The following is a 14747-nucleotide window of genomic DNA, read 5'->3' as shown; positions in this document are numbered from 1 at the left end:
CTGCCCTAGCCCAATGCCGATAGGGATTGACCATGAAGCAAGACTTCGATTTGGCCGCGATTCTGCAAGGCGAGTACGCCGAGCTGATCGTCAAGGGCATCGAAATGACCTTGCAGCTGGCGCTGTTCGCCTGGCTGCTGGCGATGCTGCTGGCGCTGACACTGGTCACGGTGCGCCTGACCGGTAACACGCTGGCCGACCGCCTGGTGGCGGGGTATGTGTCGTACCACCGTAATGTGCCGACCCTGGTGCAACTGATGCTGTGGTACTTCGGCGTGCCGACGTTGCTTGGCGAGTCCACGCAACTGTGGCTGGCCAACCACAACACTGAATACCTGTTCTCGGTGATCGCCCTGGGCCTGTGCCAGGCTGCGTATTTCTGTGAAGACATGCGCAGCGGCCTGCGCGCCATTCCCGCCGGGCAGACCGAAGCGTCCAGGGCCCTGGGCCTGGGCTACGTGCGTTCGATGCGCTACGTGATCCTGCCCCAGGGCGTACGCAACTGCCTGCCGTCGCTGATCAACCACACCGTGCTGCTGTTCAAGAACACCAGCCTGGCGATGGCGATCGGCGTGATGGAGCTGACCTACGCCAGCCGCGAAGTGGAGAACTACACGTTCCGCACCTTTGAGTCGTACCTGGTGGCCACGGTGTTCTACCTGGTGTTTTCACTGCTGCTGATGGGCGCCGGGGCATTGCTCGCCCGCCACTTCAGCAAAGCCCTGGCGAGGTAGACCGCGATGTTCGATATGTTTTCAATCGTGCAGCAGAACTGGACGCTGTTCCTGATCGGCCAATACCCCCACGGCCCGCTGGGTGGCCTGGCGAGTACCCTGATCCTGGCGGCGCTGGCGTTGCTGCTGGCGTTCCCGTTCGGCCTGCTGCTGGCCTTGGCGCGGGTGTCGCCGTGGAAGGGGTTGTACTGGGTCGCGACAGTGTGGGTCTACGTGCTGCGTGGCATCCCGTTGCTGATGGTGATCTTCTGGACCTACTTCCTGGTGCCGTTGCTGATCGGCCATAACATCACCGGCTTCATGACCATGCTCTGCACCCTGGTGATCTACCAGAGCGCCTACCTGTGCGAAATCATTCGCGGCGGCATCCAGGCGCTGCCGGCCGGGCAGTACGAGGCGTCCCGCGCCCTGGGCCTGGGCTATGTGCGCACCACGGTCTGGGTGATCCTGCCCCAGGCGCTGTATAACGCGCTGCCGAGCCTGATCAGCCAGTTCATCTCGATCATCAAGGAAACCTCCCTGGGCTACGTGATCAACGTGCAGGAAGTGACCTTCGCCGCCAACCAGGTCAACAACCAGCTGCTGACCAAGCCGTTCCAGGTGTTTTTCATCCTGGCGATCATCTACTACCTGCTGTGTTTCGGCCTGACCCGCCTGGCCGGTTGGGTGGAGCAACGCATTGCCCGCAAGCGCCTGGGCGATGGCGGGCAAACCGTGGCGGGCGGTCCGTTGCTGACCACCGATAATTGAAGAGGGCTGCGCTCATGCATCCAATGATCATGTTTTCGAAAATCAATAAATGGTACGGCGAGTACCAGGCGCTCACCGACATCACCGCCGAGGTGCAACCCGGTGAAGTGGTGGTGCTGTGCGGCCCCTCGGGTTCTGGCAAGTCGACGCTGATCCGCACGGTCAACCGCCTGGAAGACATCCAGGCCGGCCAGATCCTGTTCGACGGGCAGGACGTGCACGGCACCGACGCGCAGATCAACCGCCTGCGCAGCCGCGTGGGGTTTGTGTTCCAGAGCTTCAACCTGTTCCCGCACCTGTCGGTGCTGGAAAACATCACCCTGGCGCCGAACAAGCTGCGCAACCTCAAGGGCGCCGCTGCCAAACAGAAGGCCATGGAATTGCTCGACCGCGTCGGCCTGGCCCATAAGGCCGGTGCCTACCCGGCGCAGTTGTCCGGCGGCCAACAGCAGCGCGTGGCGATTGCCCGGGCATTGGCGATGGAACCGCCGGTGATGCTGTTCGACGAGCCGACCAGTGCCCTCGACCCGGAAATGGTCGGTGAAGTGCTGAGCGTGATGAAGGGCCTGGCCAAGGACGGCATGACCATGATGTGCGTGACCCACGAGATGAACTTCGCCCGTGAAGTGGCCGACACCATCTGGTTTATGGACGCGGGGCAGATTCTGGAAAAGAGCAGCCCCGATGCGTTCTTCACCCAGCCTTCGCACCCGCGAGCGCAACGTTTTATCGCCGACCTGCGGGCCCATTGAGCTGCGGCGGCTTTGCTCCCTCTGCCATTTTTGCTGGTCCAACTTTCCGGAGATTTCCCATGGGTATGAAGCATCTGTTTACCGCACTGGCATTGGGGCCACTGGCGATTTCCGTCGCACAGGCCGACCAGTTGAGCGACATCCTGGCCAAGCAGTCCCTGAGCTGCGGCGTCTACGCCGATGTGCCGCCATTCTCCGCGCCGGACCCGAAAACCCGCGAGCTGGTGGGCATGGACGTGGACCTGTGCAAGGCCCTGGCCAAGACCATGGGCGTGGCCCTGGAACTCAAGCCGCTGTCGGTTGAAGCGCGGATTCCCGAAGTGAAAATGGGCCGCGTCGACGTGATCTTCGCCAACCTGGCCTACACCAAGACCCGCGCCGAACAGATCCAGTTCAGCGACCCGTACTACATCGCCAAGGAAACCCTGGTGGTACGCGCGGCGAATGCCGACCAGCCGAAAAGCTTCTTCAAGGACAAGCGCATCAGCTCCACCAAGGGCTCCACCTCCGAGCAGTCGATCCGCCTTGCCGGGGCCACCCCGGTGACCTTCCAGGACACCGGCTCGGCCTATATGGCGTTGCAACAGAACAAGGTGGTGGGCCTGGTGACCAACACCATGACCGCGCTGAAACTGGTCAACCAGGCCAAGGCCGGTGGTGTCGAACTGGCCTTGGCCAAGGAGCCGATGGCCCTCGAACCGATCGGCGCCGGCATGCGCCGCGATGAGCCGGCGTTTCTGGCCAAGGTCAATGAGTCGTTGATGGCGATGGAGAAGGCAGGGGAGATCGATGCGATCTGGGACCGCTGGATCGGCCCGAACACCGAATACAAGATGGTCCGCGAGGACAAGGTGCAGAGCTTGAGCGCCTTGAAGTTCGAGCCGTTGCCGTAAGCGCTGGCGGTTGTAAAAAAGCCCGCCGTGGGTGATGCACGGCGGGCTGTTTTTTTACGGTGTTCTGTACTGGGGGCGCAGGGCCTCATCAATCATCCAGTGCGGTTGGCCGGGCCTGATGCACGTTCCGCCCACCCAGCGTTCGTGGCTGGCATGGTCGAGCCAGTACGCCTGTCCGTTGAGCACGCTATGGCCCAAGGGGGTCAGCGACAGCGGGCGGCGGGGCCAGTCCAGATGCGCCTCGGTTTCCGTCAGCAACGGCTGCTCGCCATCGATCAACGGCCGCAACAGCGCATGAAACATCATGTCCCCCAGGAACGGCAGCGGGTCGCGCCTGGCCGCCAGTTCGGCGAACACACGGCCAAACGGCAGCGGCCCGGCTTCGGCGAGGTAGGTCAGGGCCAGGCGCTCGGTCAGCGACAGGCCATCGCGTGTTCCCGGCAACTCCTGTAATTGACGCAACAGCGCCGGCGCCAGCAAGGGCAGGGCCGGGTGTTTGCCATGGGCAAGCTCGGCCAACGGGGTCGGTGAGCTGTCGCAATAGGCCGACCAGGCCTGTTTGGCCAGTTGCACCGCATCGTCACCGATGAGGCGCCGCTGTGGCCATAGCCACGCCAATACATCCGGCGCCAACTGGCCGATACCGATAAAACGCTCGACACCGGGAATACGTTCCACCTCGATCAGCTCCAGCTTGGGCGGTGCCTGCTCCAGGCCGGCCAGGGCACGGATCAGGAACAACTGGTCATAGGCGTCCGCCTCGCACCACAGCACGCTGTGCTCGGCACTGGCCAAGGTGTGGAGCTGATCGTATTCATCGTCGACGCGGCGCGTGACGTCCGCTAAGGGCAGGGCAAAGGCCTGGCTGATGAACGCGCTGCGCAGGGCGCGGAATTCTGCGGTGGGTATGTCGCGAACCGGCCCCATGCACAGCGGGTCGCTCAGCATGTGGAAGTGGCCCTTGAACCCGGCAATCTGAAGGCTATGGGCAATGTCATTGCCGCAGCGCCAGTGGGTGGTGCGCGCTTCGTCGCTGGCGGCAAAGTCGGGATGGCGGGCGGCGAAATCAATGGCGTCGACATGGGCCTTGAGCTTGGGCCAACTGCTGAAACCCAGTTGCCTGGCGATCTGCCATTGGGCCTGAGACAGGGTGGCGCCGGGGTCCTGGGCTTTCAGCTGGCGCAACAGTTCCTTGGCGCGCTTGCGCTGTTGCTCAAGGTTGAGACGGCCATCGGTGTTGGAGGATACAGGGCGTTGCGACATACGATCTCCTTGCACAAACCTTTTCCGCTTTAAGGTTGGGAGTCGTAGAAATGAGGTAGAGCTTCATTGTCCTGGGCGCAGCCCTTTCCGCGGAAGGTGGCGTAGAGAGCGCCAGGCGGGAAATATAGGCACTGCGGCGTTTGATTGCAAATCGGGCTTGGGATCAAACCCGTACTCTTTTTTGGGTTGCACGGGGTCAAGTGTGGGAGGGTGCTTGCTCCCGATGGCGATGGGTATCTACACAACTTTTCAGATCCTGACAAATCTCCCTGTGGCGAGCGGGCTTGTCCCGCGCTGGGCTGCGAAGCAGCCCCAAAACCAGCCTCTACAGAGTGTCTGATACACCGCGTTCTTCTTTACTGGGGCTGCTACGCAGCCCAGCGCGGGACAAGCCCGCTCGCCACAACAGCCCAATCTGCGGGGCGTTCAGCGTTGAGCCAAAGTTGTGTAGATACCTATGCCCCGATGGCGGCCTCTGGGCCGACCTTTTTTTTGGATTGGGCCGGGTACATATCCGTTGCTGCGGTAACGGCCGCTATGGGTTCCGCCCTTACGGCGGCTCACTTTTGGAAAGGCCCAAAAGTAAGCAAAAGGCCTTCGCCGTAGTGGTGGCGATAGTTTGAAATTTCTCATGAAAACTTCCCGCGCCTGCCGCACCATTGCGCCCAACAGGTTTAAGAGGAACACCGCGTCCATGAGTGCACTGATCGAAACCCGCGCCCTCACGCGCATGGACGAGCGCCGCCAGGTGCTGTTGCTCCAACCCACGAGTTTCACCTTGAACCGCGCCGACCGGGTGTCGATCACCGGTTCCTCCGGCTCTGGCAAAAGTGTGTTGCTGCGCGCATTGGCGTTGCTGGACGCCCCCACCAGCGGGCAGGTGCTGTGGAATAGCCAGCCGATTGTCGATGCGCAGATTCCGCACTACCGCAGCCATATCAGCTACCTGTCCCAACGCCCGGCGCTGCTCGAAGGCACGGTGGAGGACAACCTGCGTTTTCCCTTCAGCCTCAAGACCCTGCGCCAGCGTCGCTTCGACCCGGAAGCGGTGACCACTTTGCTGGGGCATGCCGGTAAGGCGGCGGATTTTTTGACCAAGAACGCGTTGGACCTGTCGGGTGGCGAGGCCCAGGTGGTCTCGCTGATCCGCACCCTGCAACTCAACCCCGAGGTGCTGCTGCTGGACGAACCCACCGCCGCCCTCGACCCCACCTCATCCCGCGATGTGGAAGCGTTGATCAGCGCCTGGTTTGCCGGCGACAATGCCCGCGCCTATGTCTGGGTTTCCCACGACCTCGACCAGGCCCGGCGCATGAGCGACATCCACTGGCAGATGAGTGCCGGGGTGTTGAGCGAGGCGGTCCAGCCATGAACTATCAAAACCTCACCGCCCTGGACATGGCCATCGCCGCTTCGCTGATCCTGGTCAACGGTGCGCTCTCCCTGCTGCTGCGCCTGGGCCTGGGCCGCCAGTTGCTGTGGGCGGCGGTGCGTACCGTGGTGCAACTGTCGGCCATCGGTTACCTGCTGGGCTGGGTGTTCGCGTTCGCCTACTGGTATGTGGTACTGCCGTTGATGGGCGCAATGACCCTGATCGCCGGGCTGTCGGCGGCGGGGCGTGGGCGTCGCACGTACCGGGGGCAAAGGGGCGACAGCATCCTGTCGGTGTGGGGCAGTTCGTGGCTGGTGACGGCAGTGGGCTTGTTTGCGGTGATCCGCATCCACCCGTGGTACGAGCCTCAGTACGCGATCCCGATCCTCGGCATGATCCTCGGCAACACCCTGACCGGCGTGTCCCTGGGGATCGAACGCATGACCCAGGAACTGACCTCGGGGCGCAACACCATCGAGATGATCCTGGCCCTCGGCGGCTCACGCTGGGAGGCGGCGCAGGAAGCGATCCGCCAGGCGGTACGCGCGGGGATGATCCCGACGCTGAACCAAATGACCGTGGTCGGCATTGTCAGCCTGCCCGGCATGATGACCGGCCAGGTGCTGGCGGGGGAAAGCCCGGTGGACGCGGTGCGCTATCAGATCGTGATCATGTTCCTGATTGCCGCGTCGTCGGCGTTGGGCACGGTGGGGGCGGTGTTGTTGACCTATCGGCGGTTGTTTTCCAGGAGCCACCGGTTTTTGCGTGAGCGCTTGCAAGAGCGCTAAGCGTTCAGTTAAGCGAAAGTGATTCACTGTAGGAGCGAGCTTGCTCGCGAAGAACTCAGGGCCACCGCGCTTATCGAGAATGAGCGCGTTGTCTGGGCGTTTTTCGCGAGCAAGCTCGCTCCTACAAAAAGCCTGGGGCAAGCCCGCTCGCCACAAAAGTATGGCTGACCCCGAAGGGCTCATCACAGGTTCAAGGCTGATCCACCACGCCAAAATCCAGCACCACCTTCATCGCCTGGGTCTTGTCCGCCGCCAGTTCAAACGCCTGCACCGCCTGCTCGAACGGCACCGTGTGGGAGATCACCGGGCGTACGTCGACGACCTGGCGATTGAGCAAGTCCACCGCCTGGGCAAACTCACTGTGGAAGCGGAAGGTGCCGCGCAGGTCGATCTCGCGGCTGACCAGCAGGTTCAGCGGCAGCGACACCTCACCGCCCAAGCCGACCGTGACCAGCACGCCGCGTGGGGCGATGCAGTCCAGGCCGTTACGCAGGGCCTGGGCACTGCCGGAGACTTCGAACATCACCTCGAAGTAACCCTTCTCGGCGGTGTAGCGCTTGAGCGCGTCGATGCCGTCGGCGATGTTGTGGGTGCGCGTGGCGCCCATTTTTTTCGCGCAGGCCAGGGCGCTGGCGGACAGGTCCACCGCGACGATTTCAGCCGCACCGGCGGCGCGCAGGCCGGCGATCAGCAGGTTGCCGATGGGGCCGCAACCGGTCACCAGCACGCGCTTGCCGAATACTGCGCCGGCCCGTTGGATCGCATGCAACCCCACCGACAGCGGTTCGGCCAGTGCACCTTCGGCGAGACTGACATGATCGGCCAAAAGATGTGCCTGATGCGTCTCGATCACCAGGCTCTGGCGGAACGCGCCCTGGATATGCGGGAAGGGCATCGCGCTGCCGTAGAAGCGCATGTCCAGGCAGTGGTTGGGCAGGCATTGATGGCAATAACGGCAAGCACCGCACGGGCGCGAGGGCGATACGGCAATGCGCTGGCCGACCTTGAACCGGCCGGCGTCGGAGCCCACGGCATCGATCACTGCCGACACTTCATGGCCGAGCACCATCGGCTCGCGCAGGCGCACGGTGCCGAAGCCGCCGTGCTGGTAATAGTGCAAGTCCGAGCCGCAGATGCCGCCGCGGGCAATGCGCACGCGCAGTTGCTCGGGGCCCAGGCTGTGAGGTTCGTCCTGGGGGCTGACCCGCAGGTCTTTTGAGGCGTGGCAGACAATGGCGTGCATAAGGTTCTCCAGGGTTACAGCGACGCGGTGATGCCACCGTCGACATAGAGGATATGACCGTTGACGAAACTCGCGGCATCGCTGGCCAGGAACACCGCCGCACCGGCCAACTCAGCGACGTCGCCCCAGCGTCGGCTCGGCGTACGTTGCACCAGCCAGTCGCTGAACTCGGGGTTGGCCACCAGGTTGGCGTTCAACTCGGTCTTGAAGTAGCCGGGGCCGATACCGTTGACCGTCAGCCCGTGGGGGCCCCAGTCGATGGCCATGCCCTTGGTGAGCATCTTCAACGCGCCTTTGCTCGCTGCATACGGCGCGATGCCCGGGCGGCCCAATTCACTTTGCACCGAACAGATATTGATGATGCGCCCACGCTTGCGCGGGATCATCGCTCGCGCCACGGCCTGGCCTACCAGAAAGGCGCTGTCGAGGTTGGTGCTGATCAGTTCGCGCCAATGCTGCTCGCTGTAGTCTTCCAACGGCCCACGGCGCTGCATGCCGGCGTTGTTGACCAGGATTTCCAAGGGCCCGAGGCGTTCCTCGATAGCGGCCACGCCGGCCTGGATCGCCGCGCTGTCGGTCACATCGAACGCTTGGGTGTGCACCTCCAGGCCGTCAAGGGTCAGCAGCGCGGCCGCGTCGCGCAAGGTGCTGCGGTTACGCCCGTTGAGCACCACCCGCGCACCGGCCTGGGCCAGGCCTCGGGCGATGGCCAGGCCGATACCGGCACTGGAGCCGGTGACCAGCGCCAGCCGGCCATCGAGGCGAAAGGTGTCTAGAACGCTTTGCATGGGCATGTTTCTCCGGGCGCGCTTGTGATAATCAAAACAACGGCTGATTGGCTTAACTTCACTCCGGTGTAGGGCGCAGGTCCAATGTTCATTTATGATCGGCTGATCAATATCCGTGATAACCGGGGAGGATCGATGGAGCTCAAGCACTTGCGCGCCTTTGTGGTACTGGCCCAGGAGCTGCATTTCGGCCGGGCGGCGGCGCAGTTGTCGATTGTGCAACCGGCCCTGAGCATGCAGATCAAGCTGCTCGAAACTGGCCTGGGCGTACGCCTGCTGGACCGCAATCGCCACTCGGTGACCTTGACCGATGCCGGTCGGGTATTCCTGCCCGAAGCTCAGGCGACCCTGCACCAGGCCGCGCGGGCGGCGGAGGCGGCGCGGGCGTCCAACCGGGGGGAAATCGGCCGGGTGCGCCTGGGCTTTGTGTCGTCGGTATTGCCGCACCTGTTACCCGAGTTGATCCGCACGGTGCATCAGCGCTACCCGCGTATCGAGCTGGAACTCAAGGACATGCCCGGCCCCGATCAAGCCGCCGCGCTGAAGAACGATCGCCTGGATTTCGGCCTGATGCGCCTGCCTGCCGCCTACCCTGGGGTGCAGACCCGCGTGGTGCTGCGCGAGCCGTTCTGCGTGGCCCTGCCGATGGATCATCCGCTGGCCGCGCAGGCGTCGATCCAGCCCGGCGACCTGCTCGACGTGCCGGTGTACATCCTTGCGCGGCGCTATGCGCCGGGGTTCTACGACGAATTTATCCAGGCCGTGGGCATCCCTTTGCAGATCGCGTCCGAACTGGGCGAGTTCACCACCATGCTCGCGCTGGTCTGCGCCGGGTTGGGCGTCGGCGTACTGCCGCAGCAGGCCGCGCGGGCGTTGCCGGCCAATTGTGTGTCGCGGCCACTGGCGTTGGGGGCGTTTCAGGCGCGTACGGGGTTGGCCTGGACCACGTTGGACAGTGCGGTGAAGACCACGCTGTTTGCGTTGATCGTCGAATTGTTTGGCGAGTGATTGTTTCACCGGCTGAAATGCTGGATTGTAAAAGCTGGTGATTCCAGTGGTCGGCGCAGCGGTGGAACATGCCGGTGTCAAAACCCCACCCTTGGAGCCTTACATGTCCCAGCCTGCGATCAAACTCTATGGTTTCCCCTTGTCCGGCCATTCCCATCGGGCCGAGCTGATGCTGTCCCTGCTGGGATTGCCCAGCGAGTTCATCCTGGTGGACCTCAAGCAAGGCGCGCATAAAAGCGCTGACTTCACTGCGACCATCAACCGTTTCGGCCAGGTCCCGGCGATTGACGATAACGGCACCGTACTGGCGGACTCCAACGCGATCCTGGTCTACCTCGCCACGAAATACGGCAAGGGCCAATGGTTGCCAAGCGACCCGGTGGGGCAGGCGCGCGTACAGCGCTGGCTGTCGGCGGCCGCCGGCCAGCTGCACGCCGGGCCCGCCACCGCACGGCTGGCTGTGGTATTCGGTGCCGATGTGGATGCGGCGGCGGCGATCAGTCGTGCCCATGGCTTGTTGGCACTGGTGGAGCAGCAACTGAGCGAAACCCGCTTCCTGGCGGGGGAGCAAGCGAGCATCGCCGATATTGCGTTCTACACCTATGTGGCCCATGCGCCGGAAGGCAATGTGTCGCTGGCCGACTACCCTAAGGTGCGCGCCTGGCTTGCCAGTATCGAGGCCTTGCCGGGATTTGTGGGCATGCCGCGTACGGCGGTAGGGTTGCAATCACATTAACGTTGCTGAGGCGCATCGATGGACCGATTTCACGAAATGCAGGTGTTCCTGGCAGTGGCCGAGGAGGAGGGGTTTGCCGCCGCGGCGCGCCGCCTGAACACCTCGCCCCCCAGCGTGACCCGGGCCATCGCCGCCATGGAAGCGCGCATCGGCACCCAGCTGCTGGCGCGCACCACCCGCAGCCTGCACCTGACCGAGGCCGGCCAGCGTTACCTCGAAGATTGCCGGCGCATCCTCGCCGAGCTGGACGAAGCCGAAGAAGCGGCGGCGGGCAGTTATTCGATCCCCTGCGGCCACCTCACGGTGACCGCACCGGTACTGTTTGGCGAGTTGTATGTGGCGCCGGTGCTGGGCGAGTACCTTGACCGTTTTCCGCTGGTGAATATCAATGCCTTGCTGGTGGATCGGGTGGTCAACATGGTCGACGAAGGGGTGGATGTGGCGGTGCGTATCGGTCATCTGCATGAGCCGGGGCAGCAGGCGATCAAGGTCGGTGAGGTGCGCCGGGTGGTGTGTGCGGCGCCGGCTTACCTGGCGCAGCAGGGCCGGCCTCGGCACCCGTCGCAGTTACGCGAGGCGAAGCTTGCTGCCTCGTCTTCCAGCCAATTGCTGAGCGAGTGGACATTTGTCGAGGGCGGCCAGCCATTGGCGGTGCCGGTGGAGCCGCGCCTGGTGGTCACGGCGAACAACGCGGCGATCAATCTGGCGAGAGTGGGTTGGGGCATCACGCGGGTGCTGTCCTATCAGGTCGCGGCGGCGGTGGCGGCGGGTGAGCTGGAGATTGTCCTGGAGGACTTTGAACCGGCAGCGCTGCCGATCCAGGTGGTGTTCCAGAAAAGCCCACGGGTGCCGGCCAAGATCCTCACCTTTGTCGATTTCCTCAGCCATCGCCTCGGCCAGGACGCAGCTTTGAACCCGGCGATGCAGCGGCGCGGCTGATGGAACGTTATCGCGACATGCAACTGTTCGCCGCGCTGGCCGGGCAAACGAGCCTGGCGTCGGCGGCGCGCAGTGCCCAGGTATCCGGCCCGACCTTGGTGCGCGCCGTGGCCCGCCTGGAAGCGCGCCTGCGCGTGGCATTGCTGGCGCGCAGTACGCGCGGCGTCAACCTGACCGACGCCGGGCACGCGTACCTGGCCGACTGCGTGCACCTGCTGGCCGCCGTGGACGCCGCCGAAGCCTCGGCCAAGGGCTTGCATGTGCAGGCCCAGGGCAATCTGCGGGTGTTCATGCCGTTGCTGTTCAGCCGCTATGTGATGGCGCCGCTGTTGGCCAGCTACATGGATCGTTACCCTGCGGTGCAGCTCACCGCCCACTACCACGACTATTACCCCAACCTGCACGAAGAGGGGCTGGACGTGGCGATCCTGGTCGGCGAGTTGCCCAGCTCATCGCTGATCGCGCGCCCGGTCGGGCACGTGCGGCAGATCCTCTGCGCCAGTCCCGATTACCTGGCGGCGCACGGCGAACCCCGACACCCGGACGACCTCAAGCAGCATCGCCTGATCGCGAATGCCAACCCGGTGCATTGGGAATTCCAGGGTTGCCAGCTCAAGGCCCGCGCGCGGCTGAGTTGCGCCACGGTGCAAGGCGCGATCAATGCGGCGCTGCACGGCACGGGGCTGGTTCGTTGCTTGAGCTACCCGGTGCATGAGCATCTGCTCGGCGGCCAGTTATGCCGCCTCCTGCCGAGCTACGAGCCAGCGCCCTTGCCGGTGCACGTGGTGTACCGCGAGGGCCGGCATGCGCCGATGCGCGTGCGCAGCTTCGTCGACCACTGCGTGGCGGCGCTGCGTGAGCACTCGGCATTTCAGTTGGCGTAATAGTGGATTGCCTGGGGTGGGCATTCTGCATTTGGCTGGTAGGGCGCAGCATGGGGGCAACCAACTTGAGGTGATCGCCATGAACCCTACCGAACAGTCCCCCTGGCATGCCGGCGAACGGCAGTTACAAGCAGCGGTCGGCGTGGCCGAGCGCATGGCGGTGGTCGGGCCCAAGGTGATACGCGATCACCTGCCGGAGCAGCATCGGGACTTCTATCCCTTGTTGCCGTACCTGATGCTCGGCGTGGTGGATGAGCAGGGGATTCCCTGGGCGACGATGGTCGAAGGCGCGCCGGGGTTTGCCCATTCTCCCGATCCTTATACTTTGCAGATTGACAGCCTGCCCTCTGCCAGCGACCCGGCTCGGGCCGCTTTGCACGAGGGTGCCGCAGTGGGCCTGCTCGGCATCGACCTGAACACCCGGCGCCGCAACCGCATGAACGGCCGTGTCGGCGGACTTGATCAGTACGGCTTGTCAATCGACGTCGTGCAGACCTTCGGGAACTGCCCCAAATACATCCAACTGCGGCCGGTCGATGGGGTTGCACGCAAACCTGGCAGCCAGGTCGAGCGCATGGGCGGCCTGGACGCTGCAGCCGAAACCATGATCCGCAACGCCGACACATTCTTCGTCGCCAGCTACGTGGATGTCGACGGTGAACGCTCGGTGGACGTTTCCCATCGCGGCGGCCACACCGGCTTCGTGCGCGTGGAGGGCGACGTGCTGACCATCCCGGATTTTGCCGGCAACCTGTTCTTCAACACCCTGGGCAACCTGGCGGCCAATCCGGTGGCGGGGTTGTTGTTTATCGACTTTGAATCGGGGGACATGTTGCAGGTCGCCGGGCGTACCTCGTTGATTCTCGACGGGCCTGAGGTCGCCCGCTTCGAGGGCGCGCAGCGGTTATGGACAGTGACCGTGGAACACCTGGTCCGCCGCCCGGCGGCGTTGGCGTTGCGCTGGCAGTTCGCGGAGTTTTCGCCGTTCAGTTTGGGGATGGGGAGTTGGTAGCGTGTGTGCCGTCCTGGTTAAAGTGAACCGTGTGCTAATGACAACAAGTAATAAAAAGTACGTGCTTAAACCTGTCATAAATCACAGGTTACGGACCTCATTTTTTTCTATCCAATACAGGTTGGTGCGGCAACTACACACTGATACTGGAGAGGAGATGAACATGTTTGAAGGTATCGAACTTCCGAAGCCTGGTAGAGGGACGGCCACCGGTACTATGACCGGGACGGTCAAGAACCTGTACACCAATGTAGAGTCGTTCTTTGACGCTGAATGGATCTGGCGTGACAACCAGGAGGGGACGTTACGTTTCCATGGCACCGTGGATGATCTGGAAAAACCTGGTGAGACAGCGCTCATTGGTCTTCATCTTGATCGCGAGGACGTTTCCAGCGGCACCTATAGGATTGGCGACGCGCAGGTGAAACTGACGCTGAATTACAAGACTTTTATCCGAGAGACCGGTGTAACCAGAGAGTACAAAGGGCTTGAAGGTTGGGTTGAGTTGAAAAACAGCTACCCTGACAAACCGATTAGCGGAACGCTGTGGTTCAAAACCAAATCAATTGTGCTTAATAATTACGAGGTCAATCTGAACTTCGACATCACAGACTTTTAACCCTTCCAGGATCGCAGAGGCTCAGCGTTAATGGCAGGTACCGTGGGCCCGGCCGTCTTGTTAGTTTGCGCAAATGTCAGCGTTCAGTCTGGCGATGGGCAGTTGGTAACTTCACTGCATTTATCCTGCCTGATGAAGATCCAGCGCGGGCGTTGTCGAGCTTCAGCGAGGCTTCGATAGCGTCCGGTCAGTCGACGAATTGACCGCCCGCCCCGGCCCCATCGCAGCCTCGCTGAAGCTCGACAACTCCCACAGGGGGCTTTGCTGTGCTGATTGGATTTGCGCTGTGTGATCAGGCCGCCGGGCATTCCCGATTAAGCGCCTCATCCACCAGTAACTGCGCAATCTCGATCATCTGCACCATTGCCAGCACATGCCGGCGGTTGTGACCGTCAAGACGTTCGGCGCAGCCGTATGCGCAGACCGTGGCCGATTCAAGCATCTCGCTGGCGTTGCTCAAGGCCGCTTCCGTACTCAGGCCGGGACGCACGGTGAAGATGACATCGGGGGGGATTTGCGGATTGTCATCCGAGGTGGGTAGCGGGGGATTGGGTGTGACTTTTTTCATGGCGAAGCTCCTATGAATGAGCACCTCCATTTCGCTACCACACGAAGTCAGGAGGCGACTGTACACGGGGTGGTAGACCGGTCATAGAAACCCGGCAGGCCGAAGCCTCCCATGCACAGCCGCCACAAAGCAGCCCGCACAAAAAAACGCCCTTGAGCGTTTTGGGGTCTATGAAAGAACTGGGCTACCACACCCATTCGCTGAATTTGCAGCGACCCGCGAAGGTTAGCGGCGAGGTTGATCAGACGCAACCCGAAAGTTGCGTAAGAGCGGTCCGACAAAAAAACCAACCGCTGCACGTTTCGGCTGCTGTGCACAGGTGACGCCGAGCGTCACGGGCTGCATTCCCACGCAGGAGCGTGGGAACGATCTTAAGAGCAAGCACACCTGATGCGCAG

Annotated in this window: 16 protein-coding genes; 12 read left to right on the top strand and 4 right to left on the bottom strand. The window is 62.9% G+C overall.

All coding sequences use genetic code 11. From position 1 onward, the window contains the following. Positions 1–32: 32 nt before the first annotated feature. The 4 genes from F6S08_RS19750 to F6S08_RS19735 are packed head-to-tail and all read left to right on the top strand — an operon-like array spanning position 33 to position 3129. Positions 33–734, top strand: coding sequence for an amino acid ABC transporter permease (locus F6S08_RS19750; RefSeq protein ID WP_027608104.1), 702 nt, complete (start codon positions 33–35; stop codon positions 732–734). A 6-nt stretch (positions 735–740) separates the two neighbouring features. After that, entirely contained in the window at positions 741–1484 is a 744-nt protein-coding gene (locus F6S08_RS19745) for an amino acid ABC transporter permease (protein ID WP_053138766.1), read from the top strand. A 23-nt stretch (positions 1485–1507) separates the two neighbouring features. Then, complete coding sequence (locus F6S08_RS19740) at positions 1508–2236, top strand: amino acid ABC transporter ATP-binding protein (RefSeq protein WP_169899070.1); 729 nt, start codon at positions 1508–1510, stop codon at positions 2234–2236. A gap of 59 nt (positions 2237–2295) precedes the next feature. After that, on the top strand, positions 2296–3129 hold the full coding sequence (locus F6S08_RS19735) for an ABC transporter substrate-binding protein (RefSeq protein WP_315872202.1): 834 nt from the start codon (positions 2296–2298) through the stop codon (positions 3127–3129). Positions 3130–3183: 54 nt separating this feature from the next. Here the strand turns inward: F6S08_RS19735 and F6S08_RS19730 are convergent, their stop codons facing one another. Further along, entirely contained in the window at positions 3184–4392 is a 1209-nt protein-coding gene (locus F6S08_RS19730; RefSeq protein WP_315872201.1) for a DUF1835 domain-containing protein, read from the bottom strand. Positions 4393–5086: 694 nt separating this feature from the next. On the opposite strand from F6S08_RS19730, the gene F6S08_RS19725 reads away from it, so the two are divergent. Both F6S08_RS19725 and F6S08_RS19720 read left to right on the top strand, forming a co-directional pair. Beyond that, positions 5087–5764, top strand: coding sequence for an ATP-binding cassette domain-containing protein (locus F6S08_RS19725; RefSeq protein WP_074847263.1), 678 nt, complete (start codon positions 5087–5089; stop codon positions 5762–5764). After that, entirely contained in the window at positions 5761–6552 is a 792-nt protein-coding gene (locus F6S08_RS19720; RefSeq protein WP_315872200.1) for an ABC transporter permease, read from the top strand. Before F6S08_RS19725 ends, F6S08_RS19720 begins: the two co-directional genes overlap by 4 nt. A gap of 190 nt (positions 6553–6742) precedes the next feature. Here the strand turns inward: F6S08_RS19720 and F6S08_RS19715 are convergent, their stop codons facing one another. Further along, the gene (locus F6S08_RS19715; RefSeq protein ID WP_315872199.1) at positions 6743–7795 is read right to left on the bottom strand and encodes an L-idonate 5-dehydrogenase; all 1053 of its coding nucleotides are present in this window, start codon (positions 7793–7795) and stop codon (positions 6743–6745) included. A 14-nt stretch (positions 7796–7809) separates the two neighbouring features. Continuing rightward, positions 7810–8583: a glucose 1-dehydrogenase gene (locus F6S08_RS19710; RefSeq protein WP_137212461.1), complete on the bottom strand. Its 774-nt coding sequence runs from the start codon at positions 8581–8583 to the stop codon at positions 7810–7812. A 135-nt stretch (positions 8584–8718) separates the two neighbouring features. On the opposite strand from F6S08_RS19710, the gene F6S08_RS19705 reads away from it, so the two are divergent. From F6S08_RS19705 to F6S08_RS19680, 6 genes are all read left to right on the top strand, one after another. Continuing rightward, positions 8719–9591 (top strand): LysR family transcriptional regulator, encoded by an 873-nt coding sequence (locus F6S08_RS19705; protein ID WP_065926977.1) that lies wholly within the window; start codon positions 8719–8721, stop codon positions 9589–9591. 103 nt (positions 9592–9694) lie between these two features. Further along, positions 9695–10327: a glutathione S-transferase family protein gene (locus F6S08_RS19700; protein WP_065926978.1), complete on the top strand. Its 633-nt coding sequence runs from the start codon at positions 9695–9697 to the stop codon at positions 10325–10327. Between the two features lie 18 nt (positions 10328–10345). Next, complete coding sequence (locus F6S08_RS19695) at positions 10346–11266, top strand: LysR family transcriptional regulator (RefSeq protein WP_065926979.1); 921 nt, start codon at positions 10346–10348, stop codon at positions 11264–11266. Next, positions 11266–12150: a LysR family transcriptional regulator gene (locus F6S08_RS19690; RefSeq protein WP_074847258.1), complete on the top strand. Its 885-nt coding sequence runs from the start codon at positions 11266–11268 to the stop codon at positions 12148–12150. Before F6S08_RS19695 ends, F6S08_RS19690 begins: the two co-directional genes overlap by 1 nt. A gap of 79 nt (positions 12151–12229) precedes the next feature. Then, a complete protein-coding gene (locus F6S08_RS19685) occupies positions 12230–13162 on the top strand; it encodes a pyridoxamine 5'-phosphate oxidase family protein (RefSeq protein ID WP_315872198.1) in 933 nt (310 codons plus the stop codon). 163 nt (positions 13163–13325) lie between these two features. Further along, the gene (locus F6S08_RS19680; protein WP_315872197.1) at positions 13326–13781 is read left to right on the top strand and encodes a hypothetical protein; all 456 of its coding nucleotides are present in this window, start codon (positions 13326–13328) and stop codon (positions 13779–13781) included. Positions 13782–14073: 292 nt separating this feature from the next. On the opposite strand, the gene F6S08_RS19675 is transcribed toward F6S08_RS19680, so the two are convergent. Further along, positions 14074–14349 (bottom strand): DUF6124 family protein, encoded by a 276-nt coding sequence (locus F6S08_RS19675; protein ID WP_065923761.1) that lies wholly within the window; start codon positions 14347–14349, stop codon positions 14074–14076. Between the last annotated feature and the right edge of the window lie 398 nt (positions 14350–14747).

Source organism: Pseudomonas sp. JV449, from assembly GCF_032424295.1.
GTDB lineage: Bacteria > Pseudomonadota > Gammaproteobacteria > Pseudomonadales > Pseudomonadaceae > Aquipseudomonas > Aquipseudomonas marginalis.
The sequence above is the reverse complement of the archived record's forward strand: the minus strand, read 5'-3'. Positions and strand labels throughout refer to the sequence as shown.

What these genes read in the sequence shown, in the direction of transcription:
- F6S08_RS19745 (WP_053138766.1), top strand. Translation starts at nt 741, where the DNA reads ATGTTCGATATGTTTTCAATCGTGCAGCAGAACTGGACGCTGTTCCTG.
- F6S08_RS19685 (WP_315872198.1), top strand. Translation starts at nt 12,230, where the DNA reads ATGAACCCTACCGAACAGTCCCCCTGGCATGCCGGCGAACGGCAGTTA.
- F6S08_RS19730 (WP_315872201.1), bottom strand. Translation starts at nt 4,392, where the DNA reads ATGTCGCAACGCCCTGTATCCTCCAACACCGATGGCCGTCTCAACCTT.
- F6S08_RS19705 (WP_065926977.1), top strand. Translation starts at nt 8,719, where the DNA reads ATGGAGCTCAAGCACTTGCGCGCCTTTGTGGTACTGGCCCAGGAGCTG.
- F6S08_RS19695 (WP_065926979.1), top strand. Translation starts at nt 10,346, where the DNA reads ATGGACCGATTTCACGAAATGCAGGTGTTCCTGGCAGTGGCCGAGGAG.
- F6S08_RS19715 (WP_315872199.1), bottom strand. Translation starts at nt 7,795, where the DNA reads ATGCACGCCATTGTCTGCCACGCCTCAAAAGACCTGCGGGTCAGCCCC.
- F6S08_RS19690 (WP_074847258.1), top strand. Translation starts at nt 11,266, where the DNA reads ATGGAACGTTATCGCGACATGCAACTGTTCGCCGCGCTGGCCGGGCAA.
- F6S08_RS19710 (WP_137212461.1), bottom strand. Translation starts at nt 8,583, where the DNA reads ATGCAAAGCGTTCTAGACACCTTTCGCCTCGATGGCCGGCTGGCGCTG.
- F6S08_RS19735 (WP_315872202.1), top strand. Translation starts at nt 2,296, where the DNA reads ATGGGTATGAAGCATCTGTTTACCGCACTGGCATTGGGGCCACTGGCG.
- F6S08_RS19725 (WP_074847263.1), top strand. Translation starts at nt 5,087, where the DNA reads ATGAGTGCACTGATCGAAACCCGCGCCCTCACGCGCATGGACGAGCGC.
- F6S08_RS19740 (WP_169899070.1), top strand. Translation starts at nt 1,508, where the DNA reads ATGATCATGTTTTCGAAAATCAATAAATGGTACGGCGAGTACCAGGCG.
- F6S08_RS19750 (WP_027608104.1), top strand. Translation starts at nt 33, where the DNA reads ATGAAGCAAGACTTCGATTTGGCCGCGATTCTGCAAGGCGAGTACGCC.
- F6S08_RS19700 (WP_065926978.1), top strand. Translation starts at nt 9,695, where the DNA reads ATGTCCCAGCCTGCGATCAAACTCTATGGTTTCCCCTTGTCCGGCCAT.
- F6S08_RS19680 (WP_315872197.1), top strand. Translation starts at nt 13,326, where the DNA reads ATGTTTGAAGGTATCGAACTTCCGAAGCCTGGTAGAGGGACGGCCACC.
- F6S08_RS19675 (WP_065923761.1), bottom strand. Translation starts at nt 14,349, where the DNA reads ATGAAAAAAGTCACACCCAATCCCCCGCTACCCACCTCGGATGACAAT.
- F6S08_RS19720 (WP_315872200.1), top strand. Translation starts at nt 5,761, where the DNA reads ATGAACTATCAAAACCTCACCGCCCTGGACATGGCCATCGCCGCTTCG.